28 protein-coding genes are annotated in these 23,902 nt (G+C 60.3%); 20 read left to right on the forward strand and 8 right to left on the reverse strand.

Annotated features, from left to right (window positions below; genetic code table 11):
- The 9 genes from pseC (at nt 1) to ACZ5IU_RS14650 (ending at nt 6,831) form a co-directional block, all read left to right on the forward strand.
- On the forward strand, nt 1-1,134 hold the full coding sequence (gene pseC / locus ACZ5IU_RS14610) for a UDP-4-amino-4,6-dideoxy-N-acetyl-beta-L-altrosamine transaminase (RefSeq protein WP_464418605.1): 1,134 nt from the start codon (nt 1-3) through the stop codon (nt 1,132-1,134).
- A 116-nt stretch (nt 1,135-1,250) separates the two neighbouring features.
- Nucleotides 1,251-1,697, forward strand: a complete 447-nt coding sequence (locus ACZ5IU_RS14615) for an OmpH/Skp family outer membrane protein (RefSeq protein WP_464418607.1) — start codon at nt 1,251-1,253, stop codon at nt 1,695-1,697.
- Nucleotides 1,698-1,882: 185 nt separating this feature from the next.
- Nucleotides 1,883-2,380 (forward strand): adenosine-specific kinase, encoded by a 498-nt coding sequence (locus ACZ5IU_RS14620; RefSeq protein ID WP_464418609.1) that lies wholly within the window; start codon nt 1,883-1,885, stop codon nt 2,378-2,380.
- Nucleotides 2,381-2,385: 5 nt separating this feature from the next.
- Nucleotides 2,386-3,513, forward strand: a complete 1,128-nt coding sequence (locus tag ACZ5IU_RS14625; RefSeq protein WP_464418611.1) for an ABC transporter substrate-binding protein — start codon at nt 2,386-2,388, stop codon at nt 3,511-3,513.
- Nucleotides 3,514-3,571: 58 nt separating this feature from the next.
- Nucleotides 3,572-3,937 (forward strand): transcriptional regulator, encoded by a 366-nt coding sequence (locus ACZ5IU_RS14630; RefSeq protein WP_464418613.1) that lies wholly within the window; start codon nt 3,572-3,574, stop codon nt 3,935-3,937.
- A gap of 99 nt (nt 3,938-4,036) precedes the next feature.
- Nucleotides 4,037-4,402, forward strand: coding sequence for an ATP-binding protein (locus tag ACZ5IU_RS14635; RefSeq protein WP_464421938.1), 366 nt, complete (start codon nt 4,037-4,039; stop codon nt 4,400-4,402).
- 2 nt (nt 4,403-4,404) lie between these two features.
- Nucleotides 4,405-5,739 (forward strand): [Fe-Fe] hydrogenase large subunit C-terminal domain-containing protein, encoded by a 1,335-nt coding sequence (locus tag ACZ5IU_RS14640; RefSeq protein ID WP_464418615.1) that lies wholly within the window; start codon nt 4,405-4,407, stop codon nt 5,737-5,739.
- Nucleotides 5,717-6,058 (forward strand): serine kinase, encoded by a 342-nt coding sequence (locus ACZ5IU_RS14645; RefSeq protein ID WP_464418617.1) that lies wholly within the window; start codon nt 5,717-5,719, stop codon nt 6,056-6,058. The genes ACZ5IU_RS14640 and ACZ5IU_RS14645 overlap by 23 nt, the downstream gene beginning before the upstream one ends.
- Nucleotides 6,055-6,831, forward strand: coding sequence for a PHP domain-containing protein (locus tag ACZ5IU_RS14650; RefSeq protein ID WP_464418619.1), 777 nt, complete (start codon nt 6,055-6,057; stop codon nt 6,829-6,831). Before ACZ5IU_RS14645 ends, ACZ5IU_RS14650 begins: the two co-directional genes overlap by 4 nt.
- Here the strand turns inward: ACZ5IU_RS14650 and hisIE are convergent.
- The 7 genes from hisIE to ACZ5IU_RS14685 are packed head-to-tail and all read right to left on the reverse strand — an operon-like array spanning nt 6,756 to nt 11,984.
- On the reverse strand, nt 6,756-7,442 hold the full coding sequence (gene hisIE / locus ACZ5IU_RS14655; RefSeq protein WP_464418621.1) for a bifunctional phosphoribosyl-AMP cyclohydrolase/phosphoribosyl-ATP diphosphatase HisIE: 687 nt from the start codon (nt 7,440-7,442) through the stop codon (nt 6,756-6,758). The genes ACZ5IU_RS14650 and hisIE overlap by 76 nt on opposite strands.
- Nucleotides 7,443-7,447: 5 nt before the next feature.
- Complete coding sequence (hisF, locus tag ACZ5IU_RS14660; RefSeq protein ID WP_464418623.1) at nt 7,448-8,209, reverse strand: imidazole glycerol phosphate synthase subunit HisF; 762 nt, start codon at nt 8,207-8,209, stop codon at nt 7,448-7,450.
- The gene (locus ACZ5IU_RS14665; RefSeq protein WP_464418625.1) at nt 8,203-8,919 is read right to left on the reverse strand and encodes a 1-(5-phosphoribosyl)-5-[(5-phosphoribosylamino)methylideneamino]imidazole-4-carboxamide isomerase; all 717 of its coding nucleotides are present in this window, start codon (nt 8,917-8,919) and stop codon (nt 8,203-8,205) included. The genes hisF and ACZ5IU_RS14665 overlap by 7 nt, the downstream gene beginning before the upstream one ends.
- Nucleotides 8,916-9,548: an imidazole glycerol phosphate synthase subunit HisH gene (hisH, locus tag ACZ5IU_RS14670; RefSeq protein ID WP_464418627.1), complete on the reverse strand. Its 633-nt coding sequence runs from the start codon at nt 9,546-9,548 to the stop codon at nt 8,916-8,918. Before hisH ends, ACZ5IU_RS14665 begins: the two co-directional genes overlap by 4 nt.
- On the reverse strand, nt 9,545-10,123 hold the full coding sequence (locus ACZ5IU_RS14675) for an imidazoleglycerol-phosphate dehydratase (protein WP_464418629.1): 579 nt from the start codon (nt 10,121-10,123) through the stop codon (nt 9,545-9,547). Before ACZ5IU_RS14675 ends, hisH begins: the two co-directional genes overlap by 4 nt.
- Entirely contained in the window at nt 10,120-10,785 is a 666-nt protein-coding gene (hisG, locus tag ACZ5IU_RS14680; RefSeq protein ID WP_464418631.1) for an ATP phosphoribosyltransferase, read from the reverse strand. The genes ACZ5IU_RS14675 and hisG overlap by 4 nt, the downstream gene beginning before the upstream one ends.
- A complete protein-coding gene (locus tag ACZ5IU_RS14685; protein ID WP_464418633.1) occupies nt 10,779-11,984 on the reverse strand; it encodes an ATP phosphoribosyltransferase regulatory subunit in 1,206 nt (401 codons plus the stop codon). The genes hisG and ACZ5IU_RS14685 overlap by 7 nt, the downstream gene beginning before the upstream one ends.
- A 152-nt stretch (nt 11,985-12,136) precedes the next feature.
- Here ACZ5IU_RS14685 and radA point away from each other — a divergent pair, with 152 nt between their 5' ends.
- The 5 genes from radA (at nt 12,137) to holA (ending at nt 19,151) form a co-directional block, all read left to right on the forward strand.
- Complete coding sequence (gene radA / locus ACZ5IU_RS14690; RefSeq protein WP_464418635.1) at nt 12,137-13,498, forward strand: DNA repair protein RadA; 1,362 nt, start codon at nt 12,137-12,139, stop codon at nt 13,496-13,498.
- Nucleotides 13,495-14,829, forward strand: a complete 1,335-nt coding sequence (locus tag ACZ5IU_RS14695; protein WP_464418637.1) for an NfeD family protein — start codon at nt 13,495-13,497, stop codon at nt 14,827-14,829. The genes radA and ACZ5IU_RS14695 overlap by 4 nt, the downstream gene beginning before the upstream one ends.
- Nucleotides 14,826-15,629, forward strand: a complete 804-nt coding sequence (locus ACZ5IU_RS14700) for a slipin family protein (RefSeq protein WP_464418639.1) — start codon at nt 14,826-14,828, stop codon at nt 15,627-15,629. The genes ACZ5IU_RS14695 and ACZ5IU_RS14700 overlap by 4 nt, the downstream gene beginning before the upstream one ends.
- A 94-nt stretch (nt 15,630-15,723) precedes the next feature.
- A complete protein-coding gene (leuS, locus tag ACZ5IU_RS14705) occupies nt 15,724-18,222 on the forward strand; it encodes a leucine--tRNA ligase (RefSeq protein ID WP_464418641.1) in 2,499 nt (832 codons plus the stop codon).
- Nucleotides 18,210-19,151 (forward strand): DNA polymerase III subunit delta, encoded by a 942-nt coding sequence (gene holA / locus ACZ5IU_RS14710; protein WP_464418643.1) that lies wholly within the window; start codon nt 18,210-18,212, stop codon nt 19,149-19,151. Before leuS ends, holA begins: the two co-directional genes overlap by 13 nt.
- Before the next feature lie 50 nt (nt 19,152-19,201).
- Here the strand turns inward: holA and rpsT are convergent, their stop codons facing one another.
- On the reverse strand, nt 19,202-19,489 hold the full coding sequence (rpsT, locus tag ACZ5IU_RS14715; RefSeq protein ID WP_464418645.1) for a 30S ribosomal protein S20: 288 nt from the start codon (nt 19,487-19,489) through the stop codon (nt 19,202-19,204).
- Between the two features lie 108 nt (nt 19,490-19,597).
- On the opposite strand from rpsT, the gene ACZ5IU_RS14720 reads away from it, so the two are divergent.
- The 6 genes from ACZ5IU_RS14720 to jag all read left to right on the forward strand — a co-directional run bounded on the left by ACZ5IU_RS14720 (nt 19,598) and on the right by jag (nt 23,893).
- On the forward strand, nt 19,598-21,559 hold the full coding sequence (locus ACZ5IU_RS14720) for an ATP-dependent DNA helicase (protein WP_464418647.1): 1,962 nt from the start codon (nt 19,598-19,600) through the stop codon (nt 21,557-21,559).
- Between the two features lie 115 nt (nt 21,560-21,674).
- Complete coding sequence (gene rpmH, locus ACZ5IU_RS14725) at nt 21,675-21,764, forward strand: 50S ribosomal protein L34 (protein ID WP_464421941.1); 90 nt, start codon at nt 21,675-21,677, stop codon at nt 21,762-21,764.
- 5 nt (nt 21,765-21,769) lie between these two features.
- A complete protein-coding gene (gene rnpA, locus ACZ5IU_RS14730) occupies nt 21,770-22,171 on the forward strand; it encodes a ribonuclease P protein component (RefSeq protein WP_464418649.1) in 402 nt (133 codons plus the stop codon).
- Between the two features lie 20 nt (nt 22,172-22,191).
- Nucleotides 22,192-22,416: a membrane protein insertion efficiency factor YidD gene (gene yidD, locus ACZ5IU_RS14735; RefSeq protein WP_464421944.1), complete on the forward strand. Its 225-nt coding sequence runs from the start codon at nt 22,192-22,194 to the stop codon at nt 22,414-22,416.
- 1 nt (nt 22,417) lies between these two features.
- Entirely contained in the window at nt 22,418-23,194 is a 777-nt protein-coding gene (locus ACZ5IU_RS14740) for a YidC/Oxa1 family membrane protein insertase (protein WP_464418651.1), read from the forward strand.
- A 51-nt stretch (nt 23,195-23,245) separates the two neighbouring features.
- The gene (gene jag, locus ACZ5IU_RS14745; RefSeq protein ID WP_464418653.1) at nt 23,246-23,893 is read left to right on the forward strand and encodes an RNA-binding cell elongation regulator Jag/EloR; all 648 of its coding nucleotides are present in this window, start codon (nt 23,246-23,248) and stop codon (nt 23,891-23,893) included.
- The last annotated feature ends 9 nt before the right edge of the window (nt 23,894-23,902 follow it).

A 23,902-nucleotide genomic window follows, 5' to 3' on the forward strand; every position in this document is an offset into this window, starting at 1 on the left:
ATGAAGGGCCTTCATTACGGACATCAATCCATCGACGAGAACGATATCGCCGCAGTCGTCGCTGCGTTGAAGGGAGAGTGGCTGACCCAGGGGCCGCTCGTCGACGAATTCGAAGAACGTGTCGCGGGGTATGTCGGCGTCCCGTACGCGGTCGCGTTTTCGAGCGGAACCGCCGCGTTGCACGGAGCCATGTACGCCGCTGGAGTGGAATCCGGCGACGTGGTTCTCACGTCGCCGCTCACGTTCGCCGCGACGGCGAATTCCGTTTTGTATGTGAAAGGCGTCCCCGTCTTTCTCGATATCGATCCGAAAACCTACTGTCTCGACCCGGAGCGGGTTGCGCAATTCTGCCGCGGAAAGAATCCGAAGGCGATCGCTCCCGTCAGCTACGCCGGGTACCCTGTGGATATGAAGGCCTTTCGGAGTCTCGCCGATTCTTGCGGCGCAGTTCTCGTCGAGGATGCCTGCCATGCTCTCGGAGCGGAGCGGAACGGCGTGAAAGTGGGGCTCGAAGCCGACATGACGGTGCTGAGCTTTCACCCGGTCAAGCACGTCACGACCGGAGAGGGCGGCATGGTTCTGACGAAGTCGATGGAATTCGCGGAGAAATTGCGCCTCTTCCGGAGTCACGGGATTACGAAAGACCCCGCGATGATGGCGCGGAATCCGGAGGGGCCATGGTATACGGAAATGCTGGAACTCGGCTACAATTACCGACTTTCGGACATTCAGTGCGCGCTCGGCATCAGCCAGATGAAACGGCTCGACGCATCGATCGCGAGACGGCGGGAAATCGCAGCCCGCTATGACAACGCTTTCCGCGGCAATGACGCTATCGCGATCCCGCCGGGACATCCGGGGCATGCGTATCACCTCTACCCGGTTTGGATCTCTCCCGAACTGAGGAAACGTATTTTCGAGGGGCTCAGGGATGCGGGCATCGGCGTGCAGGTCCATTACCTTCCGGTTCCGCTGCATCCGTATTACCGCCGCGTTTTCGGATATAAGCCGGGAGGTTTTCCGAACGCCGAAAAGATTTATTCGGGGGAAATTTCCCTTCCGATGTATCCCGATCTCGATGACGCGGATGTTTCGAGGGTCATACACGAGGTACTGCTGCTGGTCGGGGCATAGGACCGGTTCTTTTTTCTTTCGATTCCGATTTCGGTAGTTCTCCCTAGACGTTGCAGGGAACCAAGGATACAATCAGCGGGTCGAAAGAAAGCATAATGTCGGGGAGGTATTTGTTGATGTTTCGTGTGTCTCGTGGCGTTGTCGTTGCAATGGCGGTTCTCGGTGTGCTTGTGTTCGGGGCGATGGCGTCCGCGGACGAAAAGATCGGTGTCATCGATTCGCAGAAGATCGTCTTTCAGCACCCCAAGTTCGAGGGCATCACGAAGCAGATGCAGCAGATCAGCAAGACCAAGGAAACTGAAATGAAGGCGGCCGTCGACAGCGAGAAGGACCAGGACAAGAAGGCCGAGATCTATCAGGCGAAGCGCCGCGAACTGGCCCAGGAAGAACAGCGTCTCATGCAGCCGCTGTTTCAGGAGGCCCAGATGGCGGTTCGGACCGTGGCGAAGCTGAAGAATATCACCGTGGTCATCGAAAAGGGCGCCGTGTATTTCGGCGGCATCGATATCACCGACGATGTCATTCAGGAGCTGAAAAAGAACGCCGCAAAGGGTGGAAAGTAGTTTTCTTCATTAACTGAACTGGAATATCCGGGGTCCTGCGTTTCGGCGGGGCCCCTTTTTCATGTCCGCGCGACGGACCGGGAGTTGCCCATCTGTCCGGTGGCCGGAATGCCCGGACTGTAGTATGATATCGAAAACACGAAGTAAATTCCGTTTTCAGGGTACTTCTTCGGGGAGGGACATTCATGGCTGACATCAAAAAAATGTGCGTTGAGGAGATGCTCATTCCGGAAGAGTGCAATATCATCGTCGGTCAGAGCCACTTCATCAAGACGGTCGAGGACCTGTACGAGGCCATGGTGACCGCCGTTCCGGGGCTGGAGTTCGGTATCGCGTTCTGCGAAGCGTCGGGAGATTGCCTGATCCGGTACGACGGCAATTCGAAAGACCTTCAGGACGCCGCGATCGAAAACGCGAAGCGTCTTTCGGCGGGGCACACGTTCGTCGTGCTCATGAGAAAGGGCTATCCCATCAACGTGCTTGGCCGCATCAAGGACTGTCAGGAGGTCTGCCGCGTGTTCGCGGCGACCGCAAATCCGCTTCAGGTGATCGTCTGCGAGACGGAGCAAGGGCGAGGTGTCGCCGGCGTCGTTGACGGATTCTTCCCGAAAGGCGTCGAGGGAGAGGAACACGTGAGCTGGAGGAAAAAACTCCTTCGGGACATTATCGGTTACAAGCGGTAAGGCGCATGAGCCCCTTCCGCTCGTTTTTCGCCGCCGTTCTTCTGACGCTCGCTTTCTTTCCGGCGGAGGCGGCGAACAGAGACTGGGTACAGACCATCGCGGTTCTGCCTCCGTCCGCAGGATGGGAGAGCGAACAGGGGCGGTCTGCGGATCTCGCCCTTCGTCTGGCGGAAAACGAGGTGAACGATTCCGCCGAAGGTGCCGGCGGGCGCGATGTCCGTTTCGTCCGGATCGAAGCGACGAGCCGTGCCGATGACCTGAGAAAGCTGGAGGTCCGTGCTGTTCTGGCTGCGGGGCCCGATCTCCCCGAGACGTTTGTGAGAAACCTTGCGAATGGGTGGACGGGGCCCCCGATTGTCGTTGCAGGTGGCGAGCGGATAGAGTTCTCTCCGGGGAACGCGCCCTACCTGTATGCCCTCGATTTGTTTCAGGACTTCCGTGCAGATGCGCTGTCTCGTTTCGCGGCGGCGCATCTGCCCGCGAAGAGTCGTATCGCGCTCGTTTCCGACAATCTCGGCGAGGACTCCAGGCGCGGCGCTTCGCTGACACGCGTTTTTCTCGAAGAGAAGGGGTTCGACGTCTTTCCCCTCTTTTTCCCCGGGGAGGGAGAGAACGCCTTCGAGTTCGTCATGCAGGAAATCCGCGACAGCGGTTCGAAGGCCGTCATCGTCTGGCTCGGTGCCATGTCGGCGATGGATATGTGGCGCGTGGCGGCCAAGTTCGGGATCTCCGTCGAAATCTGGAATGCCGGGGATCGCGACGAGATGCTCGTCCCGTTTCAGGGACTTCTTGCCGTGAGCCAGAACGCGACGGACGGATTCCCGTTTCTCGGTCTCTCGCGGCGTTTGCGCCTTGAATTCTCCGTGCGGCCGGAGGATCTTCTTTCGGCCGCACGAGTGTATGCATGCGCGAGATGGATCATCGCGGCTCTCTCCCGCGTGAATGCTTCCGGGGCGTCGCTCGATGTCGCTCTGTCGACGATGAGCGGAATTCCGTTCGGAAAGGAAATGCTCTCCATCAATCCCATAACGCACAGACCGCAGTCGCGGAGTGTCCGGATCTACCGCGTGTCGTCACACAGGTGGCGGCAGGAGGCGGAGTTCGATGTGGCCGCACGGGGTGCGGCGTACTGACGCGTTGTCCGGCGGTCTGCCTACGTGCCGGCGCCATCAAATCAGGGAGGATTGTGACATGAGACTGAGAGACGTGATCCGCTTCACCAATGCCGAAGTTCTGAGCGGCGAGGAGCTTCTCGATTCGATCGATGTGGAGTATGCGTACGGATCTGATCTGATGAGCGATGTCCTCGCGTTTGCCCGCCCCGGGTCTCTCCTTCTGACGGGGTTGACGAACGTGCAGATCATGCGGACCGCCCAGATGCTCGATATTCCGGCGGTCGTGTTCGTACGCGGAAAGCGCCCCCAGGACGCGGCGATCAGTCTCGCGTATCAGGTGAAGATCCCCGTGATTCTGAGCCGTCTGAGCATGTTCGAAAACTGCGGGATTCTGTACCGCGAGGGACTGCTTCCCTGTAGCATTCCTGATCGCGAGGTGTAGTGCGTGGGTCCCCAACCCTACGTTGAACGGTACGAGGTGCAGGGCGGGGTATTCGACGCGATAGGGGAAGCCTCGACACAGCTCAAATCGGTCCTGAAAATGCTCGGGATTCCTTCGGACATTACCCGGAGGGCAACGGTGGTTGCATACGAGGCGGAGATGAATCTGGTCATTCATGCCGGCGGAGGCGAAGTGATCGCGTCCGTTTACCCTGATCGGCTCGAGATTCTCGCGCGGGACCGGGGGCCGGGAATTCCGGATATCGGGCTCGCGATGACGGAAGGCTATTCCACCGCTACGGACGAAATCCGCGAGATGGGTTTCGGTGCCGGAATGGGGCTCCCGAACATGAAACGCAACGCGGATGTCCTCGAGGTGACGTCGGAAGTCGGCAAGGGGACCTCGGTTTTTGCGATCATCCGGTTTCCTGGCGACATGAATCGGGAAAGCGTGAAGGAGGGATAGACGTGTCCGGAGGAGTCCGCGTTCAGGATGCGCGGTGCCGTGGGTGCGCCAATTGCATCAAGTCCTGTCCGACCGAAGCGTTACGCGTTATCGAAGGTCTTGTCCGCATCATTCCGGAGCTGTGCATCGATTGCGGCGAGTGCGTCCGGGTTTGCCGGGAAAAGGCGATCCAACTCTACGAGGACGAGTGGAACGTGCTTCGCGCGCAGAAGAATCTCGTCCTTATGGCCGATCCCACGTTCTATGTCCAGGTCGGCGCGTATGCTCGTCCCGCGCTCATGAAGGAAGCGCTCCAGAGTTCGGGGATCGAGGATCTGACCGAATACGAGTCCGAAGCGTACGATATCGCCGCCTGTTCGATCGCGAAGCTTCTCGATACGGAGAGCCGTGACCGGCTTCCGTTCATATCGACCTATTGCCCCGCGGTTCTCCGCCTGATCCAGATCAACTTTCCGGAACTCGTCGGCCGCATCGTTCCCGTCGAGTCTCCGCTCGAGATTGGCGTGGCGCTCTGGAAGAACCGAACCGGCCGAGACGATCCCGTCACGATGGCGGTTCCGTGCCCCGCGAAGACGACGCTTGTCCACGCGCCCGAGGGGCGCGAGAGAAGCACGATGACGTATTCGATATCGGTTCGCAGGCTCGTTCGCGACATTCTCGCCGGGAGTCCGAAGGTCGCGGGAGCGCTCCCGACGCAGCTGAATCGGAGATGGCTCCTGTGGTCGGTTTCGGGCGGGGAGTGCCGTCACGTCGAATCGTTCTCCGAACGGCAGTTGACGACGATATCCGTCTCGGGACTCCGGAACACGAAGGATCTCCTGACGGAACTCGAACTCGGGCGACTTTCCGGCGTCGATTATATCGAGTGCCGGGCATGCGACCTCGGGTGTATCGGCGGTGTCGGGACGTCCGAGTCGCGGTTTCTGTCGCAGCTTCGTCTCGACAGCATCAAAATCGACTGGAACCCGACCGAGGATGAGCGTCGCGTCGCCGCGGACGGGTTCGCCTCGGATATCTGGAAACTCGAGAAACCGGTCAGGCCGAAGCAGCGTCTTCCTCTGGCGGAAAACCTCAAGGAAGCGATGGATCGACTCAGGACAATGAACGCGATTTTTTCCGAGTTGCCGCATATCGATTGCGGCTCGTGCGGCAGACCATCGTGCAGGGCGATGGCCGAGGATATCGTCCGCGGGCACGGCGAGACCACCGACTGTATCTTCAAGCTTCGGGAGCGGATCTTCAGCCTGAGCGCCGAAATCCATTCCCTTTCGGGTAAGATTCCGCATACGTTCAGGTCGCAGGTGATTCACGATCATGAAGATCAGCGATTTATCTGAGCTCCAGGATCTCGAGGTCATCGTCCCTGGAAATCCCGATCGGGAAATTACGGGCGGGGTCGCCGGGGATCTTCTGAGCTGCGTCATGGCTGAGGCGGAGCCGGGAATGATCTGGGTTACGATCCAGGTCCACGTCAACGTCGCGGCCGTCGCGGTTCTCAGGGATGTGTCCGGGATCGTTCTCGCGTCCGGGCGGAAGCCGAATCCCGATCTCGTCGAAAAGTGCAGGGAGGAATCTCTCTTTCTCGGCGTCTGTTCACGGAAGGCGTTCGATGCGTGCGTCGCCCTTCACGCGTTGGGAGTTCGCGGAGACGCATGAACGGAAACGTGGTCCGTCCTTTCCGGGCCGATCTTCATATTCATACGGTTCTGTCGCCCTGCGGGGAACTCGAGATGGGGGCGCCGGACATCGTCGCGCGGGCGCTCGAAGAGCGGCTCGATGTGATCGCGATCACGGATCACAACGCGGCGGACAATTGTCCGGCCGTCATCGGCGCGGCGAGTGGAACGCCGCTCGTCGTTCTTCCTGGAATGGAAGTCCAGACCGCGGAAGATATTCACATCGTCTGTCTGTTCGAAACCTGCGAACGGGCGTTCGATATGCAACGAACGCTTTGGCTCCGGATGCCCGGAGTCCGGAATCGTCCGTCGGTTTTCGGGGAACAGATCGTCGTCGACGCGGAAAACAACATCGTTCGCGAAGAGGAGATTCTTCTCGTTCAGGGTGTCGGGTATTCGGTCGACGAGGTCGCGGATCTCGCGCATCGTATCGGAGGAATCGCCTTCCTCGCTCATGTCGATCGCCCGTCGTTCGCATATCCGGCGGTTCTCGGCCCACTCCCCGCGGAGTTCCCGTCGGATGCGGTCGAATTCTCGCGCTGTCTCGGCGCGGACGATGCGACGCGGCTTCGCGGAGAATATCCGCATCGGACGATTCTACGTTCGTCCGATGCGCATCGTCTCGGTGACATATCGTTCTCGTACGGAACCACGCTCGTGCTTCGCTCAGCGTGCTTTCAGGAACTCCGGCTCGCTCTTTCCGGATCGGAGGGAAGAGCCGTCCTCTGGCCCTTCGGCGACGAGGCGCGATGACGCGACTCGAGCTCGCCGATGACGTCGGTGAAGGTGACCCCCGATGCTATAAGGGCGACGAACGTGTGATAGACGAGATCGGCCGCCTCCGATACGATCCGCTCCCTGTCGCCTGAAACGACGGCGAGAGCGGTTTCGACTCCCTCCTCGCCGACCTTCTGCGCGACGCGGGAAAGGCCTTCCGCGATCAGACGCGCGGTGTAACTCTCCGATACGGGGGCGTCCTTCCGTGACGTGAGATAGCCGTAGAGTCGCCCGACGAATGTCGGATCGGCGGAAGACGAGGAACCGAACCGCCTGTGAAAGCAGGTTCGTTCGCCGGTGTGGCAGGTCGGCCCGAGGGGGCGCGCGCGCACGAGGACCGTATCCCCGTCGCAATCCAGGAACATTTCCGTGAGAATCAGGAAGCTTCCGCTCTCTTCGCCCTTCGTCCAGAGCGTCTGTCGCTTTCGGCTGAAGAAGGTCACCTTCCCCGTCCTCAGCGTGATCCCGAGAGCTTCCCTGTTCGAATATCCCATCATGAGGACTTCAGCGGTATCCGCGTCCTGGACGATCACCGGTATGAGGCCGTGCGCGTCGAACACAAGCGCATCGGGAGAGAATGGTTTCATGGCTGTCACCTCGTTTTCCGTACCGGGATGCCGAGCGCCGCGAGGGCTTCCTTGACATCGCCGACCGTATGGGTTCCCGTGTGAAAGATCGATGCCGCGAGGACCGCGTCCGCCCCGGCCTCGAATGCCGCGAATAAATCCCGTACCGATCCGGCCCCGCCCGAAGCGATGATCGGGATGTCGACGCTTCGCGAGACGAGCGAGAGGCATTCGAGGTCATATCCCGACTTCGTTCCGTCCCGATCCATCGACGTGAGCAGGATTTCGCCGCATCCGAGTCGGACGCCTTCGCGGATCCATTCGATCGCGTCGCGTCCGCTCGGCGTTCGTCCGCCCTCCGTGAAGACCTCGTAGCCGCCCGAGTCGTTCCGTTTCGCGTCGACCGCGAGGACGACGGCCTGGTTCCCGAGCAGCCCGGCGCACTCGGCGATGAGCCGCGGGTTGCGGACTGCCGCCGTATTGACCGAGATCTTGTCCGCGCCGAGCGCGATGATCCCGCGCGCCTGAGAGAGGGACGAAATCCCCCCTCCGACGGTGAAGGGAATCGAGAGTTCGTCCGCGACGGAACGAACCCATGTCCTCATGGTCCCGCGACCTTCATGCGAGGCGCTGATGTCGAGAAAGACGAGTTCGTCGGCCCCTTCGTCCATATAGCGGCGCGCGAGCTCCGCGGGATCCCCCGAATCGGCGAGATTCGCGAAGCGGATACCCTTGACGACGCGCCCGTCCTTCACGTCGAGGCAGGGGATAATCCGTCGCGTCAGCATTCGCGAACCTCCGCGAACGCACGAGAGAGATCGAGAGCGCCGTCGTACAGGGCGCGGCCTAGAATCGCGCCGGAGAGTCCGGTCTCTTTCAGGAGCCGGATATCCCCGATGGTCGCCACTCCTCCCGCAGCCATGACCGAGATCCCCGGAAAACGCGACAGGATCCGCGAGTAGAGCGGAAGGTCCGGGCCGAGTCCGCATCCGTCGCGCTCGACCGACGTGACGAGGAACGCGTTCCATCCCAGATCGCGAAGTCGTTCGAGCGATTCTTCCGGAGACTCCCGGGTCGTGGTTTTCCAGCCGTCGACGGCCGTTCTGCCGGCACGGACGTCGACGGCCGGAACGATGCGGTCCGAGAAACGTTCCCTCAGGGGAGAGGCTGTTTCGTTGTGCGAGAGCGCGCTTCCCGCGTAGACGAAATCCGCGCCGGCGCCTAACGCGCGGGATATCGCCTCCGCAGTTCGGAGACCTCCGCCGAATCTGATTCCGAAGCCGAGATCCTTCAGACGCGCGAGGATGGCGAGGTGAACGGGCGCGCCGCATTCGGCCCCCTCGAGGTCGATGACGTGAAGATCCGTCGCCCCTGCGTCGCGAAACCGGAGCGCGGTCTCTTCCGGGGTGTCCGGAAAGGTCGTGCTGTCCGAAAAGGTCCCTTTTCGCAGCCGGACGACGTGTCCCCCGTAGAGATCGATCGCGGGCAGCAGAATCATGCGACGACGCTCTCCCCGCAAACGCCTTTCGACGGAGACAACTCTGCCGTGACCGAAGCGAGGAGCTTGAGTCCCACCGGACCGCTGCGTTCCGGGTGGAACTGGAATCCGATGCAGTTTCCCCTTCTGAGTGTCGAAGCGAACGTCTTGTCCTCGAACCGCGTGATCGTCGCCGTATCGAGGCTCGATGTGACGCAGTAGCCATGTACGAAGTACATGAACGCTCCGTCCGGAATGTACGACTCGTGTCCTGGGACCGCGACGCGGATTCCGTTCCATCCCATGTGCAGCCTCTTGTGCGTTTGGAGCGCTTCGACTCGCCCGTGAAGGAGCCCGAGTCCCTTATGATAGCCGTTTTCTTCGCTCGATTCGCAGAGCAGCTGCATGCCGAGACAGATCCCGATAATCGGTCTGCCGAGGTCGTTCCAGTTCCGGATCGCATCGGCCCATCCGGTCTCCCGGAGGCGGTCCATCGCGGGGCCGAAGGCTCCGACGCCCGGGAGCAGCAACAGCGACATGGTGTGGCGATCTTCGGGCGATGCGAGAATTTTCGCTCCGATGCCGATGCGCGTGAACGCGCGCAGAACGTTCCCGGTATTGCCCGTGCCGTATTCGATAACGCCGATCATAAGAGTACTCCTTTCGTGGTCGAAGTCGTTTCCGATGGGACGAGCGCCTGGCGCAGGGCGTGCGCCATCGCCTTGAAAAGGGCTTCCGCCATGTGATGCGAATTGTCTTTCGCGACGAAGGAGGCGTGAATCGTCGCGCGGGCCTCGCGGGCGAAGGCATGCCAAAATTCCGGAATCAGTTCCATGTCGAAATCTCCGCACCGGGGCGAGGGAAAGGTGTCGTCGAAATGGAATCCGCCCCGGCCGCTGAGATCGACCGAAACGAGGGCGCAGCTCCCGTCCATCGGAAGCGCGCACCAGCCGTATCGTGCTCTCGCCGTGGAGGACCACTCCTCGAAGAACGCCCTTCCGAGACAAATTGCGATATCCTCGGTGACGTGATGCGCGTCGACGTTCGTATCCCCTTTCGCTTGGACGGAAAGATGCAGGTCCCCGTGAAAGGCGAAGAGCTCGAGCATGTGTCCGAGAAATCCGCACGGAATCCGGATATCGGTCTCCGCGCCGCCTCCGGCGGTAACGTCGAGAGAGACGCTGACGCTCGTTTCGCTTGTCGTCCGTTCGATGGTCGAACTCATGCGTCGTCGTTCCTCCTCCTTCGGTTCGTCATCGCGGAAAGGATTCCGCGTATTTCCCGCTGCCTCCGGACGATGCTCTTCCTGCTCGCAACGAGCCTGAGGGAGACGGGGCATATCGTCGCGAGTTCGACGAGCCCGTTTGCGGCGAGCGTATTGCCCGTCTGGACGATGTCAACGATGCAGTCGCTCATTCCGAGACTCGGGGCGAGCTCCACGGAACCGTTCAGCCGTATGATCTCGGCCTGAATGCCGCGCGAGGAAAAGTACCGGTCCGCGATCGACGGATATTTCGTCGCGACGCGGATCCATGGAATGCCTGCGGCCGGTTTGGCGGCACCGTCGGAGAAGTCCCCCTGTAACGGGCGATCCTTCGGCGCCGCGAGCACCATCCGGCAGATCCCGGTCCGCGTGTCCGCGAGCTCGACGACGGGAGCGGACATTTCCATCAGGACATCGCTTCCCGCAAGGCCGAGATCGGCCGTTCCCGCGACGATATACACCGGGACGTCCGTCGGCTTCGCCAGAATGTAGCGGAATTCTCCTTCGACGACGACGAGTCGCCGTCCGATCGAGGAAAGCCCGTTCGCCGGGAGTCCGGCCGCTCCGATCAGCGCGATCGCGTCCTGAAGAACGCGTCCAGTCGGAAGAACGAACGTCAGCATCTTCGTCGCCCCCGGGACCATGATTCGAGGTTGACGGCTCCTCCGCGCCGGAGATCGAGGATCTCTTCTCCCGCGAGGTCGGTCCACCAGCGGAATCCAGCGGAACGGGCCTCGCCTTTGGATGTTGCCGCCTCGTTGTACCAGCTCAGCTCGAAGGGAATGCCGGAATTCCGCAGGACTTCGGCCGCGCGGAACGCCCGATCGCGCCGGATGCCCCCCGCCCATGCGACGAGTGTCTCGGAAGCGGGGGCCGATATGGCGTCGATGAGCGTCCGTTCGAGATTGACGGCGCAGCCTACGGCCTGAGCGTCGATCCCGAATCGCTGGAGAAGAGCGTCGTAGCGTCCGCCGCCGCCGATCGGAACCCCCGAATCGGCGGTGTAGACTTCGAACACGGGACCGCTGTAGTACCCGAGTTCCCGTGCGAGGCCGAGATCGAGGACGATTCTGTCCGAGTATCCGAGCGCCTCGAGCCCTTCGTATAAATTCCGGAGAGCGGAGAACGGGGAGGGATCGCCGAAGAGATCGGCACCAGCCTCGAAAATGTCGCCGTTTCCCTTCAGAAAGGGCAATTCCCGGAGGATCCGGCGCGAATAGTCGGGGATGTCCGCATCGTCGACGAGTCTCAGAAAATCACTCAGATACCCAGACTGCAGCGCTTCCGAGAGTCCGGACGAGGCCGCTCCGGTGCGATTCATCGCGATCTTCATGATCGAAGCGTCTCCCAGGGCGATCGTGAAATCCGCGAGCCCCATCTTCTCGAGCGCGCCTGTCAGCAGCACGATCATCTCCATGTCGGCGCCCTCTCCATCCCATCCGAGGAGTTCCGCTCCGAGCTGATACGTCTCGACGGGGGAGTCGTCACCTTCCGGTTTTTTGTAGACGCGATCGGCGTAGCAGATCCTTCGGGGTCCGCCGGAGAGCTTCATTCCGTGCGCAAGGGACGAGACGACGGCGAGGGTGATGTCCGGTCTGAGACAGCACGGCTCCCCGAAAGGGGAGGATACGAGGATCAGGCGTCGCCGGAACGACGATGGCAGCATCTCCCAGGATGATTCGAGGAGCTGGAGTCCCGAGGAAAAGAACGGCACGTACCCGTATGCTCCGAATCTCTCCATGAAGGAAGACCGGCATCGTTCGAGCGCGTTCCCGAGATCCGAACCGTAATTGACGCAACCACGCGGGATGCGGGAGAACATCGGGTCACATCCTTTATCACTTTATTATGCTACTACGCTGATTTCACATGCAAAGCATGATAACATCCGTCAGCCGTTTCTGTAAAGCGTCTCGACACTATCCCGTCCGGAAGATACAATTTTTTTGCGGGTACTCCCGGAGGAGGGGCGATATGGCTTCGAAGGCATCGAAGGTGTATGTCTGTTCCGAATGCAGCGCGACGACGTCGCTCTGGGCGGGGAAGTGTCCCTCCTGCGGAGCGTGGGGGACGCTCGTCGCCGGGGAGGCTGGAAAGGAATCCTCGAAGGGCGGCGCTTCCGGAGTCGTCCCCGAGAATGTCGTATCCGTCGATTTTCCCGAACGCCTCTCTTCCGGAATCGCGGAAGTCGATCGCGTTCTCGGCGGCGGATGGGTTCCGGGAAGCGTCACGTTGCTCGGCGGGCAGCCCGGAATAGGAAAGTCGACGCTTCTGCTTCAGATCAGCGGGACTCTGGCCCGCTCTGGAAAGAAGGTCCTCTATATCTCGGGCGAGGAATCGACGTCGCAGATCGCGCTTCGGGCGAAACGACTGGGAGCGGTCGAGAACGGCCTCGAGGTCATCGGCGATACGGAGTTGTCTCCGGCTCTCGACGCCTTGCCGGGCCACGCCTTCGCCGTGGTCGACAGCGTGCAGGCGATGCGGGCCGACGAGCCGGGGTGGCCGGGAACGCCGAACCAGGTTCGCGCCGTGGCCTCGCGCGTTCTCGAAGACGCGAAGAGGCTCGGAATTCCGGTCGTCCTCGTCGGACACATCACGAAGGAGGGGCGAATCGCCGGTCCCATGCTTCTGGAGCATATGGTGGACGTCGTGCTGTCGTTCTCCGGGGAAGAATATTCGCCGAACAGGACGTTGCGCGCGTCGAAGAACCGTTTCGGAAGCACCGACGAGATGGCGGTCTTCGAGATGACCGAGCGCGGCCTTTCCCCCGTCCGGGACATGAGCGGCCTCTTCTGGAACAAGGAGGAACTTTCGGTTCCCGGTGTCGCTCTGACCGTGTCGGTCGAGGGGAATACGCCTCTTGTGGCCGAAATACAGACGCTCGCGGTCCCGACGGCTTTTCCCTATCCGCGCAGGACTGCCCGGGGAGTGGATATCAACAGGCTGCACCTCTTCGCCGCGGTGGTCGAAAAGCGCTGCCGCATTCCGGGAAGTTCGTGGGATATGTATGTGAACGTTACTGGCGGACTCTCCCTCCAGGAGCCCGCGGCGGATCTCGCGCTCTGCGCGGCGATCGCGTCCGCCGTCCGCGATGTCCCGGTCGCGCCGGGATGCTGTTTCATCGGAGAGGTCGGTCTTGCCGGCGAGATCCGGCCCGTGACGCGTTTCGGTCTGAGGCTTCGGGAAGCGGCCCGAAACGGGTTCACGAAGGTGTATTCGAGTGCGTTGCAGGAATTCCGCGCATCGGATCCGACGATCCGGGACGATCTCGGATCGATCGACATCGTTCCGAGATCGCGCGTATTCGATGTCATTGGGGAGGTGATCGGGAAATGAGAACTGTACGACGCGCCGTTCTGTTCTGTCTGTCGTCAGGCGTTCTTGTGCTTCTCGCGTTTGCGGCTCCGCTCTTCGCCGGTGAGCGGACGGTCTATTTTCTGCACGTCGAAGGAACTATCGGAGTCTCGATGGAAAACCACGTCGTTTCACGACTGAAGGAAGCGGCCGACAGCGGAGCTTCTCTCGTCGTCCTCGAACTCGATACGCCAGGAGGGCTTGTGTCGTCGCTCCGGGCGATCGTGTCGGCGATACTCGAGTCTCCGGTGCCCGTCGTCGTCTGGGTCGCTCCCGAAGGGGCGAGGGCCGCTTCGGCGGGTGCGTTTCTTCTTCAGGCGGCGCACGTGGCCGCGATGGCCCCCGGTACGAATGTCGGTGCGGCGCATCCTGTGACCGCGGGAGGAAAGGACGTTCCGGACAAGGAGATGAACCGGAAGGTTCTGAACGACCTGTCCGCGTATATGCGATCCCTCGCGCAGATGCGCGGGCGGAACCCCGCCGCCGCCGAGCGCATGGTCACCGAAAGTCGTTCGCTGACGACCGAGGAGGCCATGAGGGAAGGACTTCTCGACGTCGTTGCGTCCGACAGGCAGGATCTTCTTTCGGCGCTGAGAGGACGAACGGTGTCCGTCAGGGGAAAGGAACAGGTTCTCGACATCTCCTCGCCCGAGATCGTCGAACGCGGGATGACCTTCCGCGAACGCCTTTTGCAGTTCCTTTCGAGCCCCGATATCGCATACCTCTTCCTGATGGCGGGCGTTCTCGCGATCTTTCTGGAGATCATGTCTCCTGGCGGATTCGTTCTCGGAACGTCCGGAGCGGTGCTCGTGCTTCTCGGCGCGTTCGGGCTCCGCGTGCTTCCGTTCAACTGGGCGGGGATTCTTCTGTTGCTTGTGGGGGTCGGCGTGATGCTTCTCGATATTCTCGTAGGTGGAGTCGGCGTTTTGAGCCTCTTCGGTCTTGCGGCGATCGTGACGGGGGGGCTTGTGGTCTTTCGGGCGCCTGGCGGGGAGCTGCTGCGTGTTCCTCTTGACCTGATCGTCGGCATGAGCGTCGGGATGGGGGTGTTTTTCCTTCTCGTCGTCTTTCTCGTTGTCCGAAGCCTCAAACGCAAGCCCGAATCCGGGATGGAGGGAATGACGGGGGAGACGGCGGTCGTCGTCGAACCTCTCGACCCTTCGGGACTCGTGAAGTGCCGCGGCGAGTTATGGGTGGCGGAAGTCGGGGAGGGCATCCGCGTCGAGGCCGGGCGGATGGTGCGGATCGAAAGATTCCGGGGGATGACGTTGCTCGTCATACCGGAAGAAAACAAAGGAGGCGGAAAGGAATGAATGTCTTCGATCTCTTGTTTGACGCGCTCTGGAGCATAGGAAGCTCGCTCGGGTTCATTGTCATCGTCGTTTTCGTGCTGATGTCGGCGGTGAGGATCGTTTCGGAATACCAGCGACTCGTCGTGTTTCGCCTCGGGCGGCTGATCGGAACGAAAGGACCGGGACTCGTCATCGTCATTCCGTTCGTGGACCGTGTCGTCCGGGTGGATCTCCGGACGGTGGTTCTCGATGTCCCGGTACAGGAAGTCATCACGAAGGACAACGTCCCGATCAAGGTGAACGCGGTCGTCTATTTCCGGGTCATGGATTCGTCGCGCTCCGTCGTCGAAGTCGAGAATCACATCATGGCGACGAGCCAGCTCTCGCAGACGACGCTTCGTTCGGTCATCGGTTCCGTCGATCTCGACGATGTCCTCTCGTCGCGTGAGAAGATCAACAGCGAGCTTCAGAAGATCATCGACGAGAGGACGGATCCGTGGGGCATCAAGGTAAGTGCCGTCGAGGTCAAGGAACTCGAACTCCCGGAAGGGATGAAGCGCGCGATGGCGAAGCAGGCCGAGGCCGAGCGAGAGCGGCGCGCGAAGATCATCGCTGCCGAAGGCGAGTATCAGGCTGCGGAAAAACTCAGCGAGGCGGCGCGACAGATGGAGGTATCGCCGGTCACGCTGCAGTTGCGATATCTCCAGACGCTTCGCGAGATATCCAACGAGAAGAACTCGACGACGATCTTCCCGATTCCGATCGACCTGATCCGCCCGTTCATCAGGAATCTCGCGGAGGGAGATCGCGCGAAGGAGTAACGCGCCTTTGCAGGAACGGATGCTCGGACTATAATGGCCTGATACCGATCGATCACGATACGCTGTTCCAAACAACGCGCAAGGAGGGCACCAAATGGCATACGACTTCCGGACGATAGAGGCAAAATGGCAGCACTACTGGGATGAGAACAAGACCTTCAATGTGGAGGCGGACCCCGCGAGGAAGAAGTTCTATTGCCTCGAAATGTTCCCGTATCCGAGCGGCGCGCTCCATATGGGGCATCTCAGGAACTATTCCATCGGGGATATGATGGCGCGCTTCCTCTGGAAAAAGGGGTTCAATGTCCTGCATCCCATGGGATTCGATGCCTTCGGCCTTCCCGCGGAGAACGCGGCGATCAAGTACAACAGTCATCCGCACGCGTGGACGTGGAAAAACATCGAACACATGACGGAGCAGCTCAAGAACATGGGGTGCAGCTACGACTGGCGCCGCCGCGTAGAGACGTGCCATCCGCGCTATTACAAGTGGACGCAGTGGATCTTCCTCCAGATGTTCAAAAAGGGGCTCGCCTACAGGAAGCACGCTCCCGTGAACTGGTGCGAGAGCTGCAATACCGTTCTCGCGAACGAACAGGTCATCAACAACGGGGTCTGCTGGCGTTGCGGGACGCAGGTCACGAAGAAGAACCTCGAACAGTGGTTCCTGAGGATCACGGATTACGCCCAGGAGCTTGTCGACTGTCTCGAAGAGCTCAAGGGAGGGTGGCCCGAGAGAGTCCTTCTGATGCAGCGGAACTGGATCGGACGATCCGAAGGCGCGCGCCTTTCGTTCGACGTTCCGGATGTCGGGAGAAAGCTCGAGACCTTCACGACCCGGTTCGACACGATTTACGGCGTGACGTTCATCGCGCTTTCGGCGGAACATCCGATGGTGCGCGAGATTCTGGAACGATCGCCGAAACGCGCGGAGATCGAGAAATTCGTTAAGGAATGCGCGCAGCAGAGCGAAATCGAGCGGACGGCCGTCGGAGGCGAAAAGCTCGGCATCGACACGGGCGTCGTCGGCGTCAATCCGGTCAACGGCCGGAAGGTTCCGATCTGGATCGCGAATTACATCCTCATGGATTACGGGACGGGCGCGATCATGGGGGTTCCCGCCCACGACCAGAGGGACTTCGAGTTCGCTCGGAAGTACGGGATTCCCGTCGATGTCGTCATCCGTCCGAAGGACGGCACGCTTGACGGCGCGACGATGGACGCGGCCTTCGAAGAAGACGGTTTTTCGTGCAATTCGGGCGAGTTCGATGGCCTGCCGACGCGCGAGGCCATCGTGAAGATGATCGAATGGGGCGAACGAAAGGGATTTTGCGCGAGGGAAGTCAATTTCCGTCTCCGGGACTGGCTGATATCCCGGCAGCGCTACTGGGGTGCTCCGATTCCCGTCGTCTATTGCGACCATTGCGGTATCGTCCCCGTTCCCGAAGAGGATCTCCCCGTCCTTCTGCCGACGGAAGTCAAAATCAAGGAAAACGGAAAGTCTCCGCTCGCCGAGGATGAGAGCTGGCTCAGGACGCCGTGTCCGAAATGCGGCGGCCCGGCCCGGCGTGAGGTCGACACGATGGACACGTTCATCTGTTCGTCGTGGTATTTCCTGCGGTATTGCTCGCCGCTCGACGACGCGGAGGCGTTCAACGCGGACGAAGCGAAATACTGGATGAACGTCGACCAGTATATCGGTGGAATCGAACACGCATGCCTCCACCTCATTTACGCGCGATTCTTCACGAAGTTCTTCGCGGACCTCGGGCTCTGCGCGGTCCGCGAACCGTTCGCGAATCTACTGACGCAGGGCATGGTCATCAAGGACGGAGCGAAGATGTCGAAATCCCTCGGCAACGTCGTCGATCCCGACGAGATCATAAAGAAGTTCGGCGCCGATACGGCGAGACTCTTCATCCTTTTCGCCGCTCCGCCCGAGAACGACCTCGACTGGTCGGACCAGGGAGTCGAGGGGGCGCACCGGTTCCTGAACCGCATCTTCAGGATCGTGAGCGAATCCGCCGACGTCCTTCGGAATACGCCGGACGAATCCGTTCCGATGAATGCGCTTTCCGATACGGCGCATCGCGACCTCAAGCGGAAGATCCACACGACGATCCAGAGCGTCACGCGGGACATCCACGAAGAACGGCAGTTCAACACGGCCGTGGCGCGCCTCATGGAGCTTCTGAACGCGATTTCGTCGGCCAAACGCGAGACGTCCGTCGAACGGAGGCTCTTCCGCGAGGCCGTGTCGGCACTGCTCCAGTGCCTGAATCCGTTCTGTCCGCACATCACCGAAGAACTCTGGGAGATGATGGGGCACTCGTCGACGATCGCGGGAACCCCGTGGCCGGAAGCGGACGCTGCATCGCTCGCGGCCGACGAGGTGACGGTCGTCATTCAGTTCAACGGGAAGATCCGGGAACGGATCGAGATCCGGGCCGGACTTCCGGAGGATCAGCTCGAGAAGACCGTTCTGAATATGGAATCGGTCAGAAAGCGTCTCGAAGGAAATACGATTGTCCGTGTCGTCACGGTGCCGGATCGTCTCGTAAACATCGTGGTGAAGGAGACGTGCCGCTCCTGATCGTGATCGCCGCCTCGGGGGCGGCGCAGCGGCGGCTTCTTTCGGAGCAGGGGAAGGCTCTTGCGGCATCCGGGTACTCCCTTGGCCGGAAGATTCAGGGCGGAACATGGGGAGACCTGTTCTCCCTGTCGGAAACGTCCGGGCTTTTCGCCGAAAAGGAATATTTCGTCGTGGAAGAGGCCGAGAATCTCGGCCCCTTCCCTTTGGAGTACGTTCACGCCGTCGAATCCGGAGACAGCGCGACGGCCTTTGTTCTCGTCTATGAAAAGATCGCAAAGGGGACGTTTTCTCCGGACCTTTCGAAACGGCTCACGGCGATCTCCGAGACGCCCCCCCCGTTCTGGACCGATGCGAAGGTCACCTGGCTCCGTTCGAAGGCCAAAGACCTCGGAATCCGGCTGGATGAGGATGCAGCCCACCTCCTCGTCGAATTCGTCGAAGATCCGGAGGAGCTTCTTTCGGAGATATCGAAGATCGGGGCGTACCTCGGGGATAAGAACATTACGGCGGACCATGTGAGGCAATTCTCGTTCGATGAGGGACGGGCCAATATGCTTCGTTTCGTGGACGCGTTCTGCCGGGCGGAGTGGAGAGACGTCTTGGAGTCGCTTCCGGCCATACGGAGGGAAGACAGCTTTTTGCCCGCGCTTACGGCGCTTCATAACCGGGTGCGGCTCGCCCTCTATCAGGCGCAGTTTCCCGGCGGGGCCGGAAAGCTCTCCGAAGCGCTCGGAGCGAAGCCGTACCAGATGAAGATGGCGTCGGAGTGTCTGAAACGGTACGAGCACTCCGACCTTCTGCTTCTTTCGACGTCGCTTATCGCGACGTCGTATGGAGAGAAAACCGGCAGGGGAACGGGAATTGCGGGCTTCGAGTCGGCCGTGCTCCGCGCTCTGGCGACGAAAAAGAAAAGAACCGCAGCCAGGTGATCGGGTTCATGGCTGCGATCCTTTGCGCAATCGGAGTTCTCCGGGGGAAACTAGTTCCGTGTCGTTGCGGGCTGTGCGCCAAGCTGCTTCAAACGATTCGCGAGCATCGACTTTCTGCGGTCCCCGGTGTTGTGATGCATGACCCCTTTGACGACAGCCTTGTCGATAACACCCTGCGCAACATCGAATCGCTTTGCAGCGAGTTCGGTGTCTTTGCTCTCGACGGCTTCAAGGACTTTCTTGACGGCGGTTTTGCATCTTGTCGTCCAGTAACGGTTATAGAGCCGGTTCTTTTCGCTCTGGCGCATCCGCTTTTCCGCTGACTTCTTGTTCGGCACGAACGTCACCTCCTCCCTGCAAAACGCATAACATTCTAGCATGCCCGGAGTTCCGTCCGCAAGAGAATCCACCGGGATTAAGCAGAAAGGCCTCTGGTGAACGCACGAATGGATATGAATGAGATCTTCGGTTCGGGCGGGGTGGTCGCATCCCGTTTTCCGGGGTACGAGAACAGAAAGGAACAGTGCGAGCTCGCGACGGCCGTATGGGAGACGATCGAAGCGGAAGGAGGCGAGGTCCTCGTTGCCGAGGCGCCGCCCGGAGTCGGGAAGACGTTCGCACTGCTTGTCCCCGCGTTGCTTCACTGTATCCCGAAGGACGAGAGGATCCTCGTTCTCACGGGGAGTATCCCGCTTCAGGAACAGCTGGTATCGAAGGACATCCCGTCGATCGAAACGATCCTCGGACGTCAGGTGACGTACGGACTTCTCAAGGGGAGGGGAAACTATGCCTGTCTCCGTCGGTGCAGGGAACTCGGCGGAGATGGATTCCTCTCGTTCGGCGACGAGGGCGAGGCGTCCCGGACGGTTCTCTCCTGGATCGATTCCACGAAGACCGGAGATCTCTCGGAACTTTCGTTCGATCAGCATAATCAGGTACTGTCCGCGATCGCGTCGTCGGGGCGCGGGTGCATCGGTTCGGCCTGTCCGGAACGCGACAGATGTTTCGTCCTCGCGCAGCTCAGAAGAGCCCAGGAGTGGCAGGTTGTGGTCGCGAACTATCATTTGTTTTTCTCGTATATCCTCGAGGCGGGAAAGCCGTTTCCGATTCCATTCAACGTCCTGCTGTGCGACGAGGCGCACAGGATGGCTGATTCCGCGCGGTCCGTCGCGACCGTTTCGTACTCGCCGGAGGATCTGGTCCGGATTCTTCGCGGGAAACCCGGACCGCTGAATCAATTCCTGCGGGGGAACGGGATCGATACGGATGCATTGCAGGCGGACGCGGACGAAGCGAGAAACGAGGCGCGAGCCTTCGGCGACAGGACCGAGCTGTTGTGTCCCGACGGAGAGTGTCTCCCGAAAAGCGACGCGGACTGGTCCGCACGCGGGAAATTGCTCGCCGAACGCCTCGAGTCGCTGTGCGGCAGGTTGCGGACATGCGACGAGGATTACAGGAACGGTACGTTCGAGGGGACTGCGGATAACGCGAACGCGGCGTCGGTATCCGCGTGGTTCGAGGAAATCCGGGAAATTCGCGACTCGTTGCTCTGGTGCCTTTCTCTCGAACGGTATCCGGAATGGACCTTCTGGCGCGAAGGGCGAGGATGCGCCTGTGCGCCGATACGATGCGACAAGCTCGTATCCGAGGCTATCGGACGCAGCGAGCCGGAGAGCGTCGTCTGCGTCTCCGCGACGCTTTTTCACGGGAATCAGCCTTCATTCTGGTGTCGAGAGACGGGAATCGAACCTTCGAAGCTTCTCCGCGTCGGGAGCCCTTTCGATCTGCCCAACCAGATGGAGCTTCTCATCGTCGACTCGGGGTACGAGGTCAGGGACAAAGGATACGACGCCGCGACGAGCCGGATCATCGAACATCTGTGCGACGAAAACGGAGGACGGACGCTCATCCTCCTCAGCTCTTTCCGTCTTCTCGGAGCCGTCGCAGCACGGATGACGACGAAACGGCGCGAATATGACGTCCTCGTTCAGGGAACTCTGCCGCGAAAGGAACTTCTCGAAAAATTCCGGGAGAACAAGACGTCGGTTCTCATCGGAAGCGTCTCTTTCCGGGAGGGGATCGACGTTCCGGGTGACAGTCTGACGCAGGTCATTATCGACCGGATCCCCTTCCCGCACCCTTCCGATCCGGTTGTCCGTGCCCGCAACGATCTCGAATCGGGACGGTCGTTTATGGCCTTCACGCTTCCGATGGCGACGCTCCTTCTGCGACAGGCCGTCGGGCGACTCATAAGAAGCGCGTCCGACAGGGGAAGAGTCGTCATTATGGATTCGCGGCTTCTCGACAGACCCGACTGGGGAATTCTCGCTTCGTTGCCTCAGGTCAGATGCCGACGCCTCAGAGTGCGCATTTCTCCGAAGAACGTTGCCGCGTCCGGATCCCTGTGATATAGTATCGTGGCTGACCCCGAGGGCCAGCTTCTTTTGTGTCCTTTTTTCACATCCGGGAGGTGTGCTCGTGAAACAGACATTTCAGCCTCACAACAGACCGAGGAAGCGCAAAATGGGGTTCCTCGCCCGCTCAGCGTCTGCGGGTGGAAGGAATGTCCTTCGGAGGAGGAGGGCAAAGGGCAGAAAACGGCTTACGGTGTAATCCCTTTGTCGCGTTGCTTCCCCCGTTCGGCGAGACTGCAAAAAACATGGGAATTTGACCGTGTCTTCCGCACCGGCATTCGCATTCGCGGCGAGCTGGTGCGGTTGTTGTTTCTTCGCGAACAGTCGCCGCAAACGAAGATCGGCTTCGCGGTCGGACGAAGACAGGGAAACGCGGTCGTCCGGAGCCGCGGACGCAGGATTCTCCGTGAGGCGTTCCGTCGCCTGCTTCCATGGATCCGGCCGGGGGTGCTGATTGTCGCGTCTCTCCGGCACGACGGACTGAGGGCCAGTGCGAGGGATGTGTTCGACGATCTGAAGGAGATTCTCAAAAGGGCGGATTGCGTCGACACGCTGATTCCGGGGTATCCGCCGCTGTTCGATCCGGAGGAAAAGATGGTTTCGTGACGGTTGCGACGCGCGTGTGTATGCTGTTGATTCGCGGATATCAACGATGGGTGTCACCGTTTCTGGGAAATAACTGCAGGTTTTTTCCCTCCTGTTCCCAATACACCCTCGAGGCTATAGAGCGTTTCGGTTGCTTCAAAGGAATATGGCTCGGATTCCTGAGGCTCGCGAAGTGCGGGCCGTGGCATCCGGGAGGGTATGATCCTGTTCCCGAAATTCGAGACAAGAGCGAGGATGGTGAGTGATATGGGTTCTCTCTGGAACAGTGCCGGAGACCTCATGATGAAAACAATGGAAATGCTTCACTCCCTGACGGGATCGTGGGGCGTCGCGATCATTCTTCTGACCCTGATCGTGCGTGCGCTTCTGCATCCCCTGACGCAGAAGCAGATGGTCAGCATGCAGAAGATGCAGAAGCTTCAGCCGCGTCTGAAGGTCCTTCAGGAGAAGTACAAGGACGACAAGCAGACGCTCAACAGAGAGGTTATGGCTCTCTACAAGGAAAACAAGGTGAATCCGGCCGCGGGGTGTGTTCCGCTTCTCGTGCAGCTTCCGGTGTTCATCCTGCTTTTCCGTGTGTTGACTTCCTATGATTTTACGGGAGTGTCGTTCCTCGGGGTCAGTCTCGACGGAACGGTGCTGTCGACGATGGGAAAAGCCCTCGGTCTTGCAATCCCCACGGCAGAGATAGGCGTCATGTCGATCGTGAACGCGATTGTCGCGAATCCGGCGGGACTTGCGAATGTCGCCCTGTATCTTCCCAACCTGCTTCTCCTGATAGGCATCGGTTTCGTGACGTGGTACCAGCAGCAGCTGAGCGCTTCCGGCAACCCGCAGATGGCTATGATGAACTGGTTCATGCCGTTGTTTCTCACGTTCATTTGCATTTCTCTTCCCGGTGGCGTTCTCCTGTATTGGGGAGTGTCATCCGTCATGGGGGTCGTGCATCAGGTTCGAGTGACGCGCCAGACTGCCCGCGAAATGCAGGAAAAACCCGTTCTGTACAAGGATAAACCCGTATAACCCGGTAGGCCGGCGCTTCGCTGCGAGACGGTTTGAGAAAGGGATGATTCCGTGAACGATCAGGAACTCCTCGTCCTTGAGGTCGGTTCCGTCGACGATGCCGCGAAAAGTGCGGCTTCCGAATGGTCCGTGTCTCAGGAAGACGTGGTCGTCAAGGTTCTGGAGGAGGAAAAAAGCTTTTTCGGCCTTCTCGGCAGGAAGCTTCGCGTCGAAGTGCGTCCGCGAATTCCGCTGGTCATCCTTCGCGGGAAGCGGAGCATTTCCGAGATCCTGTCGCGAATGCAGCTCGACGTGGATGTCACCGTGACGCCGGAGGAACGCATCAACCTGAGCGGACCGGATGCCGGGGTCGTTATAGGGAAGTACGGTGAAACACTGAAGGCGATGGAGTACCTTGTCAATCTGACCGAGCGGAGTGATGAGGAAAGTCCCAGAATCCGGCTGGATAGCGACGGATATCGTGTGCGCCGCGAGCAGAGTCTTCAGCGACTGGCTCAATCTGCGGCCAGAAAGGCTGTCCGTCGTGGAAAGCCCACGTATCTCGAACCGATGACGAGCTGGGAACGCCGGATCATCCACATCGCACTCAAGGACGATGCTTCAGTCGAGACGAGATCCGTCGGCGAGGCTCCGGCGAGGAAGGTCGTCGTCTGGCCGGTGAACGCACGCAGGACGCGACGGTTCGACGATCAGGACTGAGATGAGAGA

This window comes from Lactivibrio alcoholicus, assembly GCF_055390895.1.

Excerpts from the sequence above, each read along its gene's own strand:
- pseC (WP_464418605.1), top strand. The coding sequence starts at position 1 with ATGAAGGGCCTTCATTACGGACATCAATCCATCGACGAGAACGATATC.
- ACZ5IU_RS14615 (WP_464418607.1), top strand. The coding sequence starts at position 1,251 with ATGTTTCGTGTGTCTCGTGGCGTTGTCGTTGCAATGGCGGTTCTCGGT.
- ACZ5IU_RS14620 (WP_464418609.1), top strand. The coding sequence starts at position 1,883 with ATGGCTGACATCAAAAAAATGTGCGTTGAGGAGATGCTCATTCCGGAA.
- ACZ5IU_RS14625 (WP_464418611.1), top strand. The coding sequence starts at position 2,386 with ATGAGCCCCTTCCGCTCGTTTTTCGCCGCCGTTCTTCTGACGCTCGCT.
- ACZ5IU_RS14630 (WP_464418613.1), top strand. The coding sequence starts at position 3,572 with ATGAGACTGAGAGACGTGATCCGCTTCACCAATGCCGAAGTTCTGAGC.
- ACZ5IU_RS14635 (WP_464421938.1), top strand. The coding sequence starts at position 4,037 with ATGCTCGGGATTCCTTCGGACATTACCCGGAGGGCAACGGTGGTTGCA.
- ACZ5IU_RS14645 (WP_464418617.1), top strand. The coding sequence starts at position 5,717 with ATGAAGATCAGCGATTTATCTGAGCTCCAGGATCTCGAGGTCATCGTC.
- ACZ5IU_RS14650 (WP_464418619.1), top strand. The coding sequence starts at position 6,055 with ATGAACGGAAACGTGGTCCGTCCTTTCCGGGCCGATCTTCATATTCAT.
- hisIE (WP_464418621.1), bottom strand. The coding sequence starts at position 7,442 with ATGAAACCATTCTCTCCCGATGCGCTTGTGTTCGACGCGCACGGCCTC.
- hisF (WP_464418623.1), bottom strand. The coding sequence starts at position 8,209 with ATGCTGACGCGACGGATTATCCCCTGCCTCGACGTGAAGGACGGGCGC.
- ACZ5IU_RS14665 (WP_464418625.1), bottom strand. The coding sequence starts at position 8,919 with ATGATTCTGCTGCCCGCGATCGATCTCTACGGGGGACACGTCGTCCGG.
- hisH (WP_464418627.1), bottom strand. The coding sequence starts at position 9,548 with ATGATCGGCGTTATCGAATACGGCACGGGCAATACCGGGAACGTTCTG.
- ACZ5IU_RS14675 (WP_464418629.1), bottom strand. The coding sequence starts at position 10,123 with ATGAGTTCGACCATCGAACGGACGACAAGCGAAACGAGCGTCAGCGTC.
- hisG (WP_464418631.1), bottom strand. The coding sequence starts at position 10,785 with ATGCTGACGTTCGTTCTTCCGACTGGACGCGTTCTTCAGGACGCGATC.
- ACZ5IU_RS14685 (WP_464418633.1), bottom strand. The coding sequence starts at position 11,984 with ATGTTCTCCCGCATCCCGCGTGGTTGCGTCAATTACGGTTCGGATCTC.
- radA (WP_464418635.1), top strand. The coding sequence starts at position 12,137 with ATGGCTTCGAAGGCATCGAAGGTGTATGTCTGTTCCGAATGCAGCGCG.
- ACZ5IU_RS14695 (WP_464418637.1), top strand. The coding sequence starts at position 13,495 with ATGAGAACTGTACGACGCGCCGTTCTGTTCTGTCTGTCGTCAGGCGTT.
- ACZ5IU_RS14700 (WP_464418639.1), top strand. The coding sequence starts at position 14,826 with ATGAATGTCTTCGATCTCTTGTTTGACGCGCTCTGGAGCATAGGAAGC.
- leuS (WP_464418641.1), top strand. The coding sequence starts at position 15,724 with ATGGCATACGACTTCCGGACGATAGAGGCAAAATGGCAGCACTACTGG.
- ACZ5IU_RS14720 (WP_464418647.1), top strand. The coding sequence starts at position 19,598 with ATGGATATGAATGAGATCTTCGGTTCGGGCGGGGTGGTCGCATCCCGT.
- rpmH (WP_464421941.1), top strand. The coding sequence starts at position 21,675 with ATGGGGTTCCTCGCCCGCTCAGCGTCTGCGGGTGGAAGGAATGTCCTT.
- yidD (WP_464421944.1), top strand. The coding sequence starts at position 22,192 with ATGCTGTTGATTCGCGGATATCAACGATGGGTGTCACCGTTTCTGGGA.
- ACZ5IU_RS14740 (WP_464418651.1), top strand. The coding sequence starts at position 22,418 with ATGGGTTCTCTCTGGAACAGTGCCGGAGACCTCATGATGAAAACAATG.